The organism is Corynebacterium minutissimum (assembly GCF_016889765.1).
GTDB lineage: Bacteria > Actinomycetota > Actinomycetes > Mycobacteriales > Mycobacteriaceae > Corynebacterium > Corynebacterium minutissimum_B.
The window spans coordinates 2304931-2320366 of the sequence record NZ_CP069533.1 but is presented as its reverse complement, the minus strand read 5'-3'; the positions used below and the strand labels follow the sequence as shown (position 1 = coordinate 2320366).

Sequence of the window (15436 nt, the reverse complement as noted above, 5' to 3'; positions counted from 1 at the left end):
GCAAGCATTACGGCATGCGCAGAATCCGGCGATGAACCGTTCCTGCAGGCTCGACGTGGATAAAGACCTCGGCGCCAGGGAAAAGCTCGTCGATGGCGTCTTCGATGCGGTCGGCGATGGTGTGCGAGTGCAGCACCGTCCACTGGCCGGGAACATCCATCGTGAGATACACCAAGCGGTTGCGGCCCGAAGCAACGGTGCGCCGCGAAGTAAATTCCACGTCATGGTGCTCCTCCAGCTCGTTGAGGAGGGCGTCGAGCTGCGCGTGTTCTTTCTTGGGCAAGGACTCCGACAACAGAGAGCTCAACGATTCTTTGAGCAACTTGTAGCCAGTCCACAAAATATTGAGGCCCACGGCAAAGGCGATGATCGGGTCCAGCCACAGCCAGTCTGTCAACGCCACCGCTCCAATACCGACGATAACGCCGACGGACGTCCAGACGTCGGTAAGCAAGTGCTTTCCATCTGCTTGCAAGGTGGCTGAACGGTGTTGTTTTCCCGCGCGCACAAGCAGAAGGCCCACGCCCAGGTTCAGCAGGGAGGCCACGAGCGATAGTAAAAGTCCGAGCCCAGGCTGCTCCAGCGGCTGCGGCTCCAGAAGTCGGCGAATGGCCGTATAGATAATCATCGCCGCAGCGACGAAGATCATTGCACCCTCCACCAGCGCGGAAACATATTCGGCCTTGCCGTGGCCGAACTGGTGGTTTGCGTCTGCCGGCTTTGCCGCAATCTTAATAGCCACAAAACCTACAACGGCGGCGACGAGGTTCACACCAGATTCGAGGGCGTCGGAAAGAAAGCCCACCGATCCCGTCACCGCAGCAGCGACAATCTTGAGCACGATCGTGGCCACTGCAGTAGCGATGGAGAGCTTCATAAAGCGTTCGAGCAGTAACTGCTCGGTGGGAAGAGACATAATGTCGGCCTTCGAGAAGAGATTTTTACAGCCCCTTAGGGTACCAAAGCCAGATGTGCACGCACTGTTCACTGAATGTTTACCGCCTGCGGTCGCGAAGTACATAACCCGCCGTTAGTTTGTACTTTATGTCCACAGACATAACTCGCCCAGTCCTTCTCTTCGATTTTGACGGGACCGTCAGCCTTGGCCACGGTCCCGTGCTGGCCTATGCGCACCTTATTGCAGAGAAAGCCGGGCACCCATCCATTGCTCAAGACGCCGAAGCGCTGTTGAACTCCGATAACGTCGGCTCAGCACGCGACGGTTACCACCTCGTCCGTACTCTCGCCGCTGAACTCGACGTGCCGGAAGAGACCTGCCAGGAGGCATATATGGCTTCCCGGGAGAACCTCGCCGACACCGGTATCACCGCCCCTGAGGGGCTTGCTAACTTCCTTGCCTCCTACCCCGGCCGCGCCATTCTGGCGACTAACTCTCCAGAGATTGGACTCAGCGCTGCCCTTCACACACTGGGCCTCGACAGGTCCTTCGACACCGTCTACACCAGAGTGGGCAAACCCGAAGGCCTTACCCGAATCCTCGACACCGATCTCGCCGACACGGATCCGACTCACCTCATCTCCTTCGGCGATATTTGGGAGTTCGACCTCGCACCCGTGGCCGCCGTAGGCGGACGCACCGTGCTCGTTGACTCCCCCTTCGCAACCTCCCCTGAGGCTGACCCGACGTGGCGCGTCACCCGCGTCACCGACATCTTTCCCGAACTGACCTCCGCTCTTTAACCCACACGCACAGAAAGACATTCATTATGCGCCGTTTCACCGCTCTTGCCGCCACCGCACTTACGTTGTCCCTCTCCCTCACCGCCTGCTCTTCCGACTCCGATAACGGTTCCGATTCTGCCAAGGGCTCCGATGAGAAGCTCACCCTCGCGCTCATCCCAAACGAGAAGGTCAATGACCTGGTGACCACCGCGAAGCCGCTGACCGATTACCTCTCTGAGGAGCTCGGCGTGGAGGTCGAGGGTGTCGTGACCAAGGATTACCAGGCCGCCGTCGAGGCCATCGGCTCCGGCCAAGCAGACATCGCCATCGCCTCCGCTGCACAGCTGGCCTCCGCTGAAGACATGTACGACGCCCACGCTGTGCTGCAGGACGAGCGCTTCGGTGCAGATTCCTACGCCGGCCAGTTCGTCACCAACAACCCGGACAAGTACTGCGAAGATGAGCCAGTCAAGTCCACCTACGCTGCCAGCGGCGCCGAGTACCTCTACTGCAACGGCACCGCCACCGCAGACGAGAACAAGGGCCAGGGGCCGAAGGGCCTCGAGGCACTGAAGAAGATCGATGGTGAGACCACCGTCGCTATGCTCGGTGCCACCTCCCCGGCCGGCTACCAGCTGCCCGTCATGGCGATGGAGTCCCAGGGTATCGACGTCGATAGCCTCAAGAAGGTCCCGGTAACCTCCAACGATGCTTCCATCATGGCTGTCTACAACGGCGACGCTGAGGTGGGCTTTAGCTTCTGGGACGCACGCTCCACCATCGACTCGTCCGAGGCCCCTGACTTGGCTGAGAAGCTCGTCGTCTTCGGATACACCGACATGTACCCCAACGGCGGCGTCGTCATTTCGGACGATGTCCCAGAAGAGCGCCGCAAGGAAATCACCGACCTCATGGATGGTTTCTCTGAGGTCGACCCAGACACGATGTCCGCCATCTTCGATATCACCGACTGGGTTCCGGCTAAGAAGGAGTCCATCGACATGGCGCGCAAGGTCAACGAGCGCTTCGCGCAGTAGGTTCACGCTCCTCCACTGCCCATTTCCCACTCAGAAAGGTTCCCCATGACGGAGGAGAAGGCGTGGGGCATTCGGTTCGAGAATGTCTCGGTGCGCTACCCCAACGGAACGCTGGCGCTTGACGACGTCTCCGTGGACATCGCCCCCGGTGAATTCGTCGCCATCGTCGGTCTCTCGGGTTCCGGTAAGTCCACGTTCATCCGCAGCATAAACGGGCTCGTTAAGCCGACGTCAGGAAGAATCTTCGTTGGCCCCCACGAGATCTCCGCCGCGAAAGGCTCCCAGCTGCGTAAGCTCCGTGGCCGCATCGGCATGATTTTCCAGGAGTTCAACCTGGCGGATCGCGCGAGTGTGTTCGCCAACGTGCTCGTTGGCCGCTTCTCCCACAACCCTGGCTGGCGCACGTTGCTGGGCATCTCCACGTCGGAGGACAAAGCGGTTATCGCCGAGGCGTTGGAATCCGTGGGCATCCTCGACAAAGCGTGGAACAAGGCCGGCGCCTTGTCTGGTGGCCAAAAGCAGCGCGTGGCCATTGCCCGCGCCCTCTCCCAGAAGCCGGCCATTATGTTGGCCGATGAACCCGTGGCGTCCCTCGACCCGCCTACCGCGCACTCCGTCATGAAGGATCTACGCCGCATCAATACCGAGCGTGACCTCACCACATTGGTGAACCTGCACCTTGTGGACTTGGCCCAGGACTACGCGACCCGCATCATCGGCATTCGCCACGGCAAGATCGTCTTCGATGGCCCCGCCCAGGGGTCCACCGTGGAGGATTTCGAGGCCATTTATGGCCGCCGGATCCGCGAGGAAGACCAGCTGGGGAGCCAAGGGAGCGCAGTATGACAGCCGTGCTTCCTCCTCGTCAGCGCAACTGGCCCGGCATTCTCGGCGGGATCGCCGCGTTCATCGCGCTGACCATCGCCACGTGCATCCCCGCCTGGGGCGGAATTGACATCAACCTAGGCCACATCGCACGCAACTGGCGCAACGGTGCCGACAGGCTCGCGCAGATGTTCACCCCGGATTGGTCGATCCTTCCGCGCACGTGGGAGCCTCTGCTCGAAACCCTAGCCATGGCCGTGGTGGGTGCCGCCATCTCCGCGGTGATTGCCCTTCCGCTGTCGTTGTGGGCCGCGCGCCCGACGAATCCGTCGACGCCGTGGCGCACACTCGTGCGCGGTATCGTCAACGTTATCCGCGCGGTGCCCGATCTCGTGTACGCCACCATTCTCGTCGCCATGCTCGGCGTGGGTGCCCTCCCGGGCATTATTACGCTGGTGCTTTTCGACGTCGGCATCGTGGTCAAACTCGTCTCCGAAGCCATCGACTCCGCTGATGACTCCTACATGGAGGCCGGCCGCGCCGCTGGTGGTACGCAGAATCAGATCAATCGCGTGACTGCTCTCCCACAAACCTGGCCCGCCTTTGCCAGCCAGGTCATTTACTCTCTCGAACTCAACGTCCGTATCTCCGCGGTATTGGGACTCGTGGGCGCGGGTGGCATTGGCTTGCTCATCGATGAGGTCCGCGGCTTCTACCGCTACGATGCGCTTTCCGCCATCGTGCTGGAGCTGCTCGTCGTCGTCATCGCCCTCGAGGTCGTATCCGTCAACCTGCGAAAGAGGTTGCGATGAGCACTGCACTTCCAGCAACTGCACCATCCGCGCTGCCTTCACGTTCCCGCAGCTGGGGTGTCGGGGCTGCGTGGGCCGGAATTTTGGTCATCCTTGCGCTGTCTTTCGGCTATATCGATGTCAACTTGTCCGCGCTCAAAGAGCTCCCCGCCAACATCTGGCACTACCTCGTGCTCATGTTCTCTAACCCGGACTGGTCTAAGCTTGGTGAAGCACTCCTCCAGACGTGGCGCTCCGTGGCCATGGCGTGGATCGGCGCGCTTCTTGGCGTAGTGCTTTCTACGATCCTCGGCATCCTCGCCGCGAACACTGTCTCCCCGGGCTGGGTATGCCTGCCGCTGCGCGCACTCTTCGCCATCATCCGCGCGGTCCCGGAGATCATCATCGCCATCATCATCCTGACAGTCACTGGACTCACTCCTTTTACTGGTGCGCTCGCCTTGGCGATCGGCGGCATTGGTACACATGCCAAGTGGACCTATGAGGCCATCGAAACCGCGCCGACCGGCCCGGCTGAGGCCGTCAATGCCTCTGGCGGCACCCTCGCAGAAATGGTGCGTTGGGGAACGTGGCCAATCGTCCAGCCTGAATTAGCATCCCTGGCGCTCTATCGCTTTGAGATCAACGTACGTACGTCCGCCGTCCTCGGCCTCATTGGAGTGGGTGGTATCGGCGACATGCTCACCGGCTATACGCAGTACCGACAGTGGGACGTCGTGGGCGTGCTGCTTATAGTCGTCATTGTCATCACCATGTCCATCGACGCCATCTCCGGTGCCATTCGCCGCCGGATCGTGGCGGCCAAATACACCTAAACCAAATCCCCAGACCCTATGACTGATACTGCCCCGCCTTCCGCACACATCACTACGCGCATGCCTAGCTTGCAGCCCATCGAGCAGCGCGTGGCCCAAGCCATTTTGGAGGACATGGACTTTGTCCTCCACGCCACGGCGGATCAGCTCGCGGCTAGAGTCGGTACCTCCCGCACTTCAGTCATCCGCACAGCGAAAGCACTGGGCTACGACGGCTATCAGCACCTGCGTGTGGCTCTCACCCAGGAGATCGCTCAGCGGCCACAGCCGCTTCCCGACGCCGACTCCACCCACGTCGGCCGCATGTCCGCCGAAATCGCCTCTTTTAGCAATTATCTTCGGGGGCTGACTGCACTCCTCGATGAGCAAGAGCTGGCGTCCACGGTGGCAGCACTATCGAGCGCCAAGCGCGTCCTCGTCGTGGGTAACGGACTGTCGGCGCCTCTCGCGCAGACCACGGCGCTGCGGCTGAGCAGCATTGGGCGCCCAGCGGAGTTTGTGGGCGAGGCCATGGGCCAGCACATTGCGGCAACGCAACTCGATTCCGAGTGCGTGTGTCTTGTTATCTCCGGCTCTGGGGCTACCACGCTCACGCTCAACGCCGCCACCGCGGCTGAAAAGACGGGAGCGACCATCATCGCGCTAACCTCGTTTACCTCTTCGCCGCTGGCGGTGCTTTCCGCCTACACACTGGTTATTCCCTCCCCCGATGGAACCTTTCGTGCGGAACTCGCGGATGCCTCACGTGTCGCCTTTCTTCTTATCCTCGAGGCGCTCGTCACGCTCGTGGATTCACACCTCGAGAATGTCGAAGCTCGGCGCACCGTTCTCTCGGTACTGCAATCCGCGATGGAAGGCTAGCTAACCACCAATCTTGAAGTCGCAGACGTCGCCATCCTGCATGATGTATTCCTTGCCCTCTTGGCGGACCTTGCCGGCATTGCGGGCCTCAGTCATAGAGCCAGCGGCATCAAGGTCATCGAAGGACACGATTTCAGCCTTGATGAACTTCTTCTCAAAGTCGGTGTGGATGACGCCAGCTGCTTGAGGTGCGGCAGAACCCTGCTTGATGGTCCATGCGCGGGCTTCCTTCGGGCCGGCAGTCAGGTAGGTCTGCAAGCCGAGGGTCGCGAAACCGGCCTTGGCTAACGTCGCCAAGCCAGGCTCCTCTTGGCCTACAGACTCCAGCAGCTCCATCGCCTCTGCCTCGTCGAGCTCAAGAAGCTCGGTCTCCGTCTGGGCATCAAGGAAGACGCACTCCGCAGGGGCGACGAGCTGGCGCAGCTCCTCCTTTTTGGCGTCATCGGTGAGCACGGCCTCATCCGAGTTGAAGACATAGAGGAAAGGCTTCGCGGTCATGAGGTGCAGCTCGCGCAGCAGAGCTAGGTCAATCTCATTGCTCTTGGAAGCAGCGAAGAGGGTACGGTCATCCTCCAGGATGGCCTGCGCCTTCTTGGTCTCCTCGACAGTCTCCGTCAGTTCCTTATTCTTCTTGGCCTCCTTCTCCAGACGCGGCAAGGCCTTCTCAATGGTCTGGAGGTCCGCCAGGATGAGCTCGGTATTGATGACAGAAATGTCACGCGCCGGGTTAACTTCACCATCAACGTGGATCACGTTTTCATCGGCGAAGGCACGTACGACCTGGCAAATGGCATCTGCCTCACGGATGTTGGCCAAGAAGGCATTACCCATACCTTCACCCTTGGACGCGCCTTCGACGATGCCGGCGATATCCACGAAAGACACGGTGGCCGGAAGGATACGCTCGGAGCTAAAGATCTCCGCGAGGCGGTTCAGGCGGGAATCAGGAAGCTCAACGAGGCCAACATTCGGCTCGATGGTGGCGAACGGGTAGTTCGCAGCCAGAATGTCAGAACGGGTCAGGGCATTAAACAACGTGGACTTGCCCACGTTGGGCAGGCCGACGATTCCTAGTGTAAGACTCACGGGGCCAATCCTAACGCACCCCGGATCTTTTAAGGCAAGATGGTGGGGTGAGTTCCGATCAGTCAACCCCTCAGCACTCCTCCCCCGAGCTCGCCGCTGCGGAGGCAGCGCTCGGCGGGCGCTTCGACGACTCTGTCGACGCCGCCACGCTGGACGACGTCTCCCCACATCCCCCAGGCAACCAAGTGGACCGCTCAGTGGTGGTCGGTGAGGTCATCAAGTCTGCCTCACTGTGGGCGCTGCGACTGTTTATCATCGGGCTTTTCCTTTATGCCTCCTTCCGGATGCTGGGTAATTTTTGGCGCGGCATCTTGCCCGTGCTCATCGCGCTGATCATTTGTACCGTGCTGGCTCCCGTGGCGAGCGCTCTTCGGCGAAAAGGTTTGCCCTCAGCACTGGCGGCAGCGATCACGATTTTGGTGTCTTTTACTGCCGTTGGTTCACTTTTTGTGTTCATCGCGCCCGACTTCGCACGGCAATCCCAGACGCTGTACCTGCAGACGGTCGAAGGTATTCAACGCCTGCAGCTGTGGGCCCAGGGTCCGCCGCTCAACCTTGACCCGGATGAAATCGGTGTCTATATCGACGAAGTCGCCTTATGGCTGCAGCGCCAAGCCGGTTCCATCGCGGGTTCCGTGTTCACCGGTATCGGTACGGCAACGTCCATCGTGGTGACGTTGTTCATCATCGTGGTGCTTACCTTCTTCTTCCTCAAGGATGGCCACAACTTCCTCCCCTGGTTGCGTGATGCTACCGGCCGCCGTACTGGCTGGCACCTCACTGAATTGCTCACCCGTGTCTGGACAACGCTTGGCGGTTTCGTGCGCGCGCAGGCGGTGGTCTCCGCCGTTGATGCTGTCTTTATCGGTCTCGGGCTTGCGCTCATCGGTGTTCCTTTGGCCATGGCCCTAGCGATCATCACGTTTATTGCAGGGTTTATCCCGTTTGTCGGCGCGATTGTGGCCGGTGCGCTCTCCGTGACCATCGCGCTGGTGTCTTTGGGATTCACCAAGGCGCTTCTCGTGCTCGGCCTTGTCCTGTTGGTCCAGCAGCTCGAAGGAAATGTCCTCTCCCCGTGGTTACAGTCCAAGGCCATGAACCTGCACCCGGTTATCGTGCTCATTTCGGTCACCGTGGGTTCTGCTCTCTTCGGCCTCGTCGGAGGCTTCCTCGCTGTTCCGGCCGCGGCTACCATCGCGGTGGTCTACCGTTACTTCCAGGACATGATGATGCTCCAATCCGGCGAGCGCACTGCAGGAGACCTACAGTTCTCCACGGTGGCTGGATTCCTTATCGGGCGCTATACCCAAGAGCAAGGTGACCGCAAACGGGAGAAATGGCTGTCCATCCCTGACCATGTTGCGCCCGAGGGTGCTGCGGATGATGTAGCGACCGACGGCACCAGCCCGCTGGACCGCAAGGTCGATGTCGACGCGGACCTCAGCGATAGAGAAAGTGGCGCCCGCGCTGGAATCAAACGCGCTATTGGGGCGCTCGAACAGATGTTGCAGTCGAAGGATAAAGACTAGCGGTCCATGTCCGCGGCGCATGCCATGATGTCAGGCATGACGTCCACTCTTCCCGTGCTGCTCCTTTTCCTTGGCCTCATCATTGGTGCTGTTCTGGGCTGGCTGGCCCGCGCCTACTCCACGCAGTCCTCCCAGCCCTCTGAAGAGCACCGCGCCCTGCAGGAATCACAGCGCCGCCAAGCGGAACTCGCACCGCTGGAGAAGGCCATGGACCGACTCGGGCTGCAGCTCCAAGAGATTGAAGAAGACCGTGCCAGCTCGTTTGCAGCACTCAGCAGCCAGGTCCAGGCAGTTACTCGCACCTCTACGCGCTTGTCGGACCGCACCGACAAACTCGTTGGCGCGTTGCGCTCGCCGAATGTTCGCGGACGTTGGGGAGAGATGCAGCTGGAGCGCGTCGTCGAGCTCGGCGGCATGCGCAAACACGTGGACTTTGATTCCCAGGTCACCGCCTATATCAACGGCGCAGCTGTGCGCCCCGACCTGGTTATTCACCTGGCCGGCGGTCGGAGCATCGTCGTCGATGCCAAAGTTCCGCTCAGTGCCTACCTCGACGCCATAGAAAGCGAAGACCCTGAGGATCGCGCTGGCTTCCTTCGGCGCCATGCCCACCTCATGCGCGCGCACGTCCAGGCACTGTCGGGCAAAGACTACATTGAGGCCTTTTCTCCTCATCCGCAGTTCGTCGTCCTTTTCGTCCCCGCGGACGCGTTCGTGGATGCGGCGTTGGCAGTTGATACCGAATTGCTCGAGTTCGCCTTCGAGCACAACATCGTCATCGCTACGCCGAGCACGCTTTTTGCGCTGTTGCGTACCGTGGCGGTGAGCTGGCAGCACGAAGAGATCTCCGACAAAGCTCGAGAGGTCCAACGTTTGGGGCGCGAGCTGTATACACGGCTCAATACGCTCAACGAACACTATGACAAGGTGGGACGTGGCCTGGAACGCGCCGTCGAAGCCTATAACGCTAGTCTGGCCAGCCTGGATTCCCGCGTCGGTGTCACCGCCCGCCGGCTCAAGGAGATGGACATCCCCGCCCGCGTAGATCGCCAGCCCCGAGAACCGCGCAGCGTCGAGTCATGGCCGCGGCGCGCCCACAATGACTAACGTTTCAGGCGCCGATCCCGGTAAACTCTCTCGTCGTGTCAGTTGCCAAAAATCGTCGCCGCCCACCCCGCCGCGGGATGCCCACCGTTCGAGCGCTTTTTGTAGCGCTCGTCGTGGTCCTCGTGGCCATGGCAGTCTCCGGCGTGCTGGGCCGCGTCGGCCTGCCCTTTGCGCTGATTTTTGGCCTTGGTTCGCTCGCCGTCACATGGCTCGTGGAGACCCGCGGCTTGTACATGACGGTCATCAGCTTGCCGTTGCTTTATGCGGTCGGCACCGTCGGTGCTGGTTTCATCACCTCCACCACCGCTTTGCCGGAAGGTGCATCGCCGTTTTCTAAGACGGCGCTACTGACCTCTGCGTTCCCCCTGGTCCAGCACTTTCCCGTCCTCATCGTGACGGTGCTGGCGTGTGCGCTTCTCGCAGTGTTGCGTGCATGGCGCAGCAACAACCACGCTAAGAGCCGCGAAGCTGAGGCCCTACAGAAGCGCCGCGCGGACATTGCCGCGGACCAGCGCAACCGCTCTGAGCGCCTCTCCGTGGCAGAGCTAGTGGCACGTGAGAACACCCGCGTTCGTGAACGTAACCGCGAGGAACGCCGGCGCCGCCAAGCAGAGGAGCGCGAAAAGCGCCGCCAAGCCTCCCCGACACGGATGAGCGCGAGGACTTCCTCCGCGCTGCGGCCGAATCCGCGGAGAAAGCGCGCCGCACACAGAGGCGCCCTCAGCAGAAACTCGACGAGAACCTGTACGAAGACTAACGCAGAGAATTAGCGCCCAGTACGCGCCGGACGAAGATCGCGAGGCAGGGAGAAGGTAATGGTCTCCGTCGAGGTCGTTACCTGCTCTACATCGCTGTAACCACGCTGATCAAGGAACTCGAGAACCTCACGCACGAGCAGCTCCGGAACAGAGGCACCACACGTCACGCCCACGGTGTTGACGCCGTCGAGCCATGCCTCCTCAATTTCGGAGGCGAAGTCCACGAGGTAGGACGCCGTCGAGCCGGCTTCCAGCGCTACCTCAACGAGGCGCTTGGAGTTCGACGAGTTCTGGGAGCCCACGACGATCATCAGGTCGCACTTCGGGGCAATCGCCTTAACCGACTCCTGGCGGTTCTGGGTGGCGTAGCAAATATCGTCTGACGGCGGGTTCTCCAAGTGCGGGAAACGCTCGCGCAGCTTATTGACAATCTCGATGGTCTCATCCACCGACAAAGTGGTCTGGGAAAGCCAGATCAGCTTCTCGTTCTGGAGGAAGTCTGGCAGCTTATCGACGCCCTCGATGCCATCCACCAAGTGCGTTACGTCCGGCGCCTCACCAGCGGTGCCTTCCACCTCTTCATGCCCCTCGTGGCCCACGAGGAGAATGTGGTAGCCGTCGCGCTCGAAGCGCTGCGCTTCCTTGTGGACCTTGGTCACCAGTGGGCACGTGGCGTCCAACGTCAGCTGCTTGCGCTCTTGTGCTTCTTTACGCACGCTCGGGGCAATGCCGTGGGCAGAGAAGACCAGGTGCGCGCCTTCAGGAGCCTCGGAGGCTTCCTCGACGAAGATGACGCCACGCTTGGCTAGCGATTCCACGACAAAGCGGTTGTGCACGATCTGCTTGCGCACGTAAATCGGCGCGCCGTACTTCTCCAGCGCCTTTTCCACAGTCTCAACTGCACGGTCGACACCGGCACAGTAGCCGCGTGGAGCCGCCAGGAGCACCTTCTTGGCAGTTTCAGTCATGGCACCAAGAGTATCGAAAAACCGCCGCATACTGTAGTTCCCTCCCCAGCATCGCTGCCCGCTGGCAGTGAATGTCCGAGGCACCTCCTAGACTGTACGCAGAACACAGCACGAAGGAAGGACTACGCGTGAACCAACCGGCTAATTCCGCGGAGGCACCGTGGCCCGTTGGCAAGGTCAATGACCAAGTTAAAGGCTGGATTGAGCGTCTTGGCTTTCTATGGGTCGAGGGCCAGATTACCCAGCTCAACATGAAACCGACATGGAAGCTGTCCTACATCACGCTGCGTGATGTGGAGCAGGAGAAGTCCGTACAGCTCACGTGCAATACCTCGCTCATCCGCAACGCTCCTTCACCGCTCAAGGATGGTGACCGCGTTGTGGTCTACGGCAAACCGGCCTTTTATGCAGGTCGCGGCAGCTTCTCACTGTGGGTCACCGACATTCGCCACGTGGGCATCGGCGATCTTCTCGCCCGCGTGGAGATGCTGCGTCAGCGCCTCCGCCAGGAAGGTTTGTGCGATCCTTCTCGCAAGCTGCCTCTGCCCTACTTACCGAAAAAGATCGGCCTTATTACCGGGCGTGGTTCTCATGCCGAGCGTGATGTTATCTCCGTGGCGCAGGACCGCTGGCCGGCCGTACAGTTCGAGGTCATCAACACCGCAGTGCAAGGCGCTACCGCCGTGACACAGGTCGTGGATGCGCTGCGGACTCTCGACGCCAACCCGGAGGTTGATGTCATCATCATTGCCCGCGGCGGCGGCTCAGTCGAAGACCTCCTCCCCTTTTCTGAAGAAGCCCTCCAGCGTGCAGTCGCTGAGGCCCACACCCCGGTGGTGTCAGCTATCGGTCACGAGCCGGACCACCCCGTGCTTGATGACGTCGCCGATCTCCGCGCTGCTACCCCGACCGATGCTGCAAAGCGCGTCGTCCCTTCCGCAGCCGAGGAATACGCGCTCATTAATGAAGCCCGCTCCCGGATGGCGGCAGCACTCCGCGGATGGGTCGAGCGCGAGCGCCGAGGACTGGAGAATATCCGCTCGCGTCCGGTTCTGGCAGACCCTATGGTCCCGATTAACGCCCGTCGCGACGAGCTGGAGCATCACGTGTCGCTCATCCGACGCGTCATCACGCACCACTTAGATCGGGAAAGCAACCAGGTAGCGTCGCTGCGCGCTCGGGTTTCTGCTTTAGGCCCCTCGGCCACACTCGAGCGCGGCTATGCCATCGTGCAGGTCGTCCCGCGCGACGGGAGTGGGCCCGATGTGGTCACGAGTTATAAGCAATCACCTCCGGGCTCGCAGTTACGCATCCGCGTGGGCGATGGCTCCATCACCGCCGCGGCGATGGCTTCTCAGCCGGCAGACTGAGCTCCCTACACTGAACACAGACGAAATACGCACACACGACGCACACGAAACAGATAGGAACCACCATGACTGACACCATTGGCACCGGACAACCCGGCCAGGACGCATTCCCTCCCGTTGCGGAACTGAGCTACGAGCAAGCTCGTGATGAGCTTATTGAAACCGTGAAGATTCTAGAGCTGGGCCAGATGGGCCTCGATGAGTCCCTGAAGTACTGGGAACGTGGTGAGGCTCTAGCCAAAGCCTGCGAGGCACACCTAGATGGCGCCTCCAAGCGCGTAGAGGAAGCACTACGTAAGAACGACGACCAAGAAGACGTACAAGTAGAGGAAGCGTAAATGAAGATTTACGGATACCCGGGTGAACGTGTCGATTTCGTCTCCAAGTCTGGTGGAGCAGGTTCCTTGATGTTCGGTGACCCCCGCCACCTCGCCGAGGAATTTTTCGGCACCCCGCATACCGCCCACGGCGAGGAGATCAGCTACTTTTCGGGCTCGATTGTTCTGCGCTTTGCCCAGGACAAGCTCACTGAGATTACTCTCTTCCCCGGCAAGTCACAGCACGAAAAGGTCGATGTCTACCTAGGCAAGACGCAGCTGAGTGGTCTCGACCAAGAAACTCTTAACCAGACCGTCGGCGACAGTGTCGACGTGGACTGGAACGGCACGCTCCAGCGCGTTAGTTTCCGCTGATGACGCTGCCGTCTTCGGCAATCTTGAGCGGCTCCGCCTTAGCGAAGGCGGTCAAGGCTGTTTCATAATCTGCGTCCGAGGCTGAGCCTGTCAGTACTAGGCGGGCATCGCCCAAATCGGTAATCCAGAGGGGGCGAACGTCCTTATCATCGCTGCTCAGGATTTCGACGTCGTGGCCTGCTACCTCTCGGTGCTCGGAGTGGGCACGGTAGTGGGAGTCGTAGGCCGAGGGGACGTCGCCAAGCGCCAGCTGTGTCTGCGCCGACTCGACGTAGCCTTCATGTGGGGTCAGCCAGCTCACCACGGAGCCAGTCTCAGCGCCCATCTGCTTGCGGCGCGCTGCATTGGGCTGCCACCCTTCCGGCAACGCTGGTTCACGGATAACGGCTCCATGTCCGCGTGCTTCCATCTCCAGGAAGGTCGCGGCGTCAACATCCTGCACCGGCCCCGCTTTTTCCGGGTTAATCGAACACAGACCCGTAGCGCCCACCGCGACGAACATCATGATGAGAATGACGCCGACACTCAAGGTGATGTCACGCGCACCCTCGAAAATCTTTGGTTTCTCTTCAGCAGCCACCCGCCTAGTATCGCACGCCGCCTCCCGCGAACGCGACACCGGCTGTCTACCTGCGGTTACGACCCCAATCACCCCCAATCCCACATCTGGGGGAGGCATTCGGGCTTGGATTCACCACAAAAGTGGAAGAATAGAAAACGTATGCCGGGTATTTCCCCCACCCCGAGCTGAGCCACCTGAAAAGAAAGGGACCAATCACACATGTCCGATAACACGTCTTATATCCCCGACCGCAACCTAGCCATGGAGCTGGTGCGCGTCACCGAGGCTGCTGCGTTGGCTTCAGGTCGCTGGGTTGGCCGTGGACAGAAGAATGAAGGCGATGGCGCGGCGGTGGATGCCATGCGCAAGCTCATCAACTCCGTTGAAATGAACGGTGTCGTTGTCATTGGTGAGGGCGAAAAGGACGAAGCCCCGATGCTCTTCAACGGCGAACAGGTCGGCACCGGCACGGGCGCTGAAATGGACATCGCCGTGGACCCAGTAGACGGCACCCGTCTCATGGCTGAGGGCCGCCCGAACGCCATCTCGGTCATCGCCGCTGCTGAGCGCGGCACCATGTATGACCCGTCCGCTGTCTTCTACATGCAGAAGATTGCGGTGGGCCCGGATGCCGTCGGTTCCATTGACATCAACGAGTCCGTTGCCTGGAACGTGAAGTCCGTAGCTAAGGCTAAGGGCATTAAAGCTTCTGACCTGACTGTTGTGGTGCTCGACCGCCCGCGTCACGAACAGCTCATCAAGGAGATCCGCGAGGCCGGCGCGAAGGTCCGTCTCATCATGGATGGTGACGTGGCTGGTGCCATCGCTACCTGCCAGGACAGCAACTCTATTGACCTCATGATGGGCATTGGCGGAACCCCGGAAGGCATCATCACCGCCTGCGCCATGAAGTGCATGGGTGGCGAAATCCAGGGCAAGCTGTGGCCGAAGGATGAAGAGGAAGCAGAAAAGGCTCGCCAGGCTGGCCACGACCTCGACCGCGTGCTCACCACCAATGACCTCGTCTCCTCTGAGAACTGCTACTTCGCCGCTACTGGTGTCACCAACGGCGACATGCTGCGTGGTGTGTCCTACCGCAAGAATGGAGCGACTACCCGCTCCCTCGTCATGCGTTCCAAGTCCGGAACCATCCGCTACGTGGACTCCATCCATAAGCTGGCCAAGCTCCAGGAATACTCCGTTGTGGACTACACCAATCCACACGATGAGGAAAGCTAGTCCACTGACCTCATAACAGTGCTACGGTAGCGGTCAATGCCGTGCCACGGCACACACTAAATCCCCAACTCATTTCACTTCACAAGAAAAGG

17 protein-coding genes are annotated in these 15436 nt (G+C 60.5%); 13 read left to right on the top strand and 4 right to left on the bottom strand.

The features are described 5' to 3' along the window. Window positions 1-7 precede the first annotated feature (7 nt). Window positions 8-916, bottom strand: coding sequence for a cation diffusion facilitator family transporter (locus I6J26_RS10915; RefSeq protein ID WP_239121786.1), 909 nt, complete (start codon window positions 914-916; stop codon window positions 8-10). Between the two features lie 128 nt (window positions 917-1044). On the opposite strand from I6J26_RS10915, the gene I6J26_RS10910 reads away from it, so the two are divergent. Genes I6J26_RS10910 through I6J26_RS10885 form a run of 6 tightly spaced genes read left to right on the top strand, consistent with a single transcriptional unit; the run spans window position 1045 to window position 6033 of the window. Continuing rightward, window positions 1045-1701, top strand: coding sequence for an HAD family hydrolase (locus I6J26_RS10910; RefSeq protein ID WP_115021600.1), 657 nt, complete (start codon window positions 1045-1047; stop codon window positions 1699-1701). A 26-nt stretch (window positions 1702-1727) separates the two neighbouring features. Then, window positions 1728-2720 carry a phosphate/phosphite/phosphonate ABC transporter substrate-binding protein gene (locus I6J26_RS10905; RefSeq protein ID WP_115021599.1) on the top strand — a complete coding sequence of 331 codons (993 nt, stop codon included), beginning with the start codon at window positions 1728-1730 and terminating at the stop codon, window positions 2718-2720. 45 nt (window positions 2721-2765) lie between these two features. Continuing rightward, window positions 2766-3566 (top strand): phosphonate ABC transporter ATP-binding protein, encoded by an 801-nt coding sequence (gene phnC, locus I6J26_RS10900; RefSeq protein ID WP_115021598.1) that lies wholly within the window; start codon window positions 2766-2768, stop codon window positions 3564-3566. After that, window positions 3563-4357, top strand: a complete 795-nt coding sequence (gene phnE, locus I6J26_RS10895) for a phosphonate ABC transporter, permease protein PhnE (RefSeq protein WP_115021597.1) — start codon at window positions 3563-3565, stop codon at window positions 4355-4357. Before phnC ends, phnE (I6J26_RS10895) begins: the two co-directional genes overlap by 4 nt. Further along, window positions 4354-5172, top strand: a complete 819-nt coding sequence (gene phnE, locus I6J26_RS10890; protein WP_115021596.1) for a phosphonate ABC transporter, permease protein PhnE — start codon at window positions 4354-4356, stop codon at window positions 5170-5172. The genes phnE (I6J26_RS10895) and phnE (I6J26_RS10890) overlap by 4 nt, the downstream gene beginning before the upstream one ends. A gap of 18 nt (window positions 5173-5190) precedes the next feature. After that, window positions 5191-6033, top strand: coding sequence for a MurR/RpiR family transcriptional regulator (locus I6J26_RS10885; RefSeq protein ID WP_115021595.1), 843 nt, complete (start codon window positions 5191-5193; stop codon window positions 6031-6033). Here I6J26_RS10885 and ychF read toward each other — a convergent pair whose 3' ends face one another. Then, entirely contained in the window at window positions 6034-7119 is a 1086-nt protein-coding gene (gene ychF / locus I6J26_RS10880; RefSeq protein WP_115021594.1) for a redox-regulated ATPase YchF, read from the bottom strand. 47 nt (window positions 7120-7166) lie between these two features. On the opposite strand from ychF, the gene I6J26_RS10875 reads away from it, so the two are divergent. Genes I6J26_RS10875 through I6J26_RS10865 form a run of 3 tightly spaced genes read left to right on the top strand, consistent with a single transcriptional unit; the run spans window position 7167 to window position 10525 of the window. After that, a complete protein-coding gene (locus I6J26_RS10875; RefSeq protein ID WP_115021593.1) occupies window positions 7167-8648 on the top strand; it encodes an AI-2E family transporter in 1482 nt (493 codons plus the stop codon). A 6-nt stretch (window positions 8649-8654) separates the two neighbouring features. Beyond that, complete coding sequence (locus tag I6J26_RS10870) at window positions 8655-9755, top strand: DNA recombination protein RmuC (RefSeq protein WP_239121785.1); 1101 nt, start codon at window positions 8655-8657, stop codon at window positions 9753-9755. A gap of 35 nt (window positions 9756-9790) precedes the next feature. Then, complete coding sequence (locus I6J26_RS10865) at window positions 9791-10525, top strand: DUF6542 domain-containing protein (protein WP_239121784.1); 735 nt, start codon at window positions 9791-9793, stop codon at window positions 10523-10525. Here I6J26_RS10865 and I6J26_RS10860 read toward each other — a convergent pair. Beyond that, entirely contained in the window at window positions 10522-11481 is a 960-nt protein-coding gene (locus I6J26_RS10860) for a 4-hydroxy-3-methylbut-2-enyl diphosphate reductase (RefSeq protein WP_181815354.1), read from the bottom strand. The two genes, I6J26_RS10865 and I6J26_RS10860, sit on opposite strands and share 4 nt — an antisense overlap. A gap of 128 nt (window positions 11482-11609) precedes the next feature. Here I6J26_RS10860 and xseA point away from each other — a divergent pair, with 128 nt between their 5' ends. From xseA to I6J26_RS10845, 3 genes are all read left to right on the top strand, one after another. Further along, window positions 11610-12851: an exodeoxyribonuclease VII large subunit gene (gene xseA / locus I6J26_RS10855; protein ID WP_115021591.1), complete on the top strand. Its 1242-nt coding sequence runs from the start codon at window positions 11610-11612 to the stop codon at window positions 12849-12851. 65 nt (window positions 12852-12916) lie between these two features. Further along, window positions 12917-13189: an exodeoxyribonuclease VII small subunit gene (locus I6J26_RS10850; RefSeq protein WP_115021590.1), complete on the top strand. Its 273-nt coding sequence runs from the start codon at window positions 12917-12919 to the stop codon at window positions 13187-13189. Beyond that, a complete protein-coding gene (locus I6J26_RS10845) occupies window positions 13190-13543 on the top strand; it encodes a hypothetical protein (RefSeq protein WP_115021589.1) in 354 nt (117 codons plus the stop codon). Here the strand turns inward: I6J26_RS10845 and I6J26_RS10840 are convergent. Then, window positions 13530-14123, bottom strand: a complete 594-nt coding sequence (locus I6J26_RS10840) for a DUF4245 domain-containing protein (protein WP_115021588.1) — start codon at window positions 14121-14123, stop codon at window positions 13530-13532. The two genes, I6J26_RS10845 and I6J26_RS10840, sit on opposite strands and share 14 nt — an antisense overlap. Before the next feature lie 201 nt (window positions 14124-14324). Between I6J26_RS10840 and glpX the strand changes: the two genes are divergently transcribed. Then, the gene (gene glpX / locus I6J26_RS10835; protein ID WP_115021587.1) at window positions 14325-15344 is read left to right on the top strand and encodes a class II fructose-bisphosphatase; all 1020 of its coding nucleotides are present in this window, start codon (window positions 14325-14327) and stop codon (window positions 15342-15344) included. The last annotated feature ends 92 nt before the right edge of the window (window positions 15345-15436 follow it).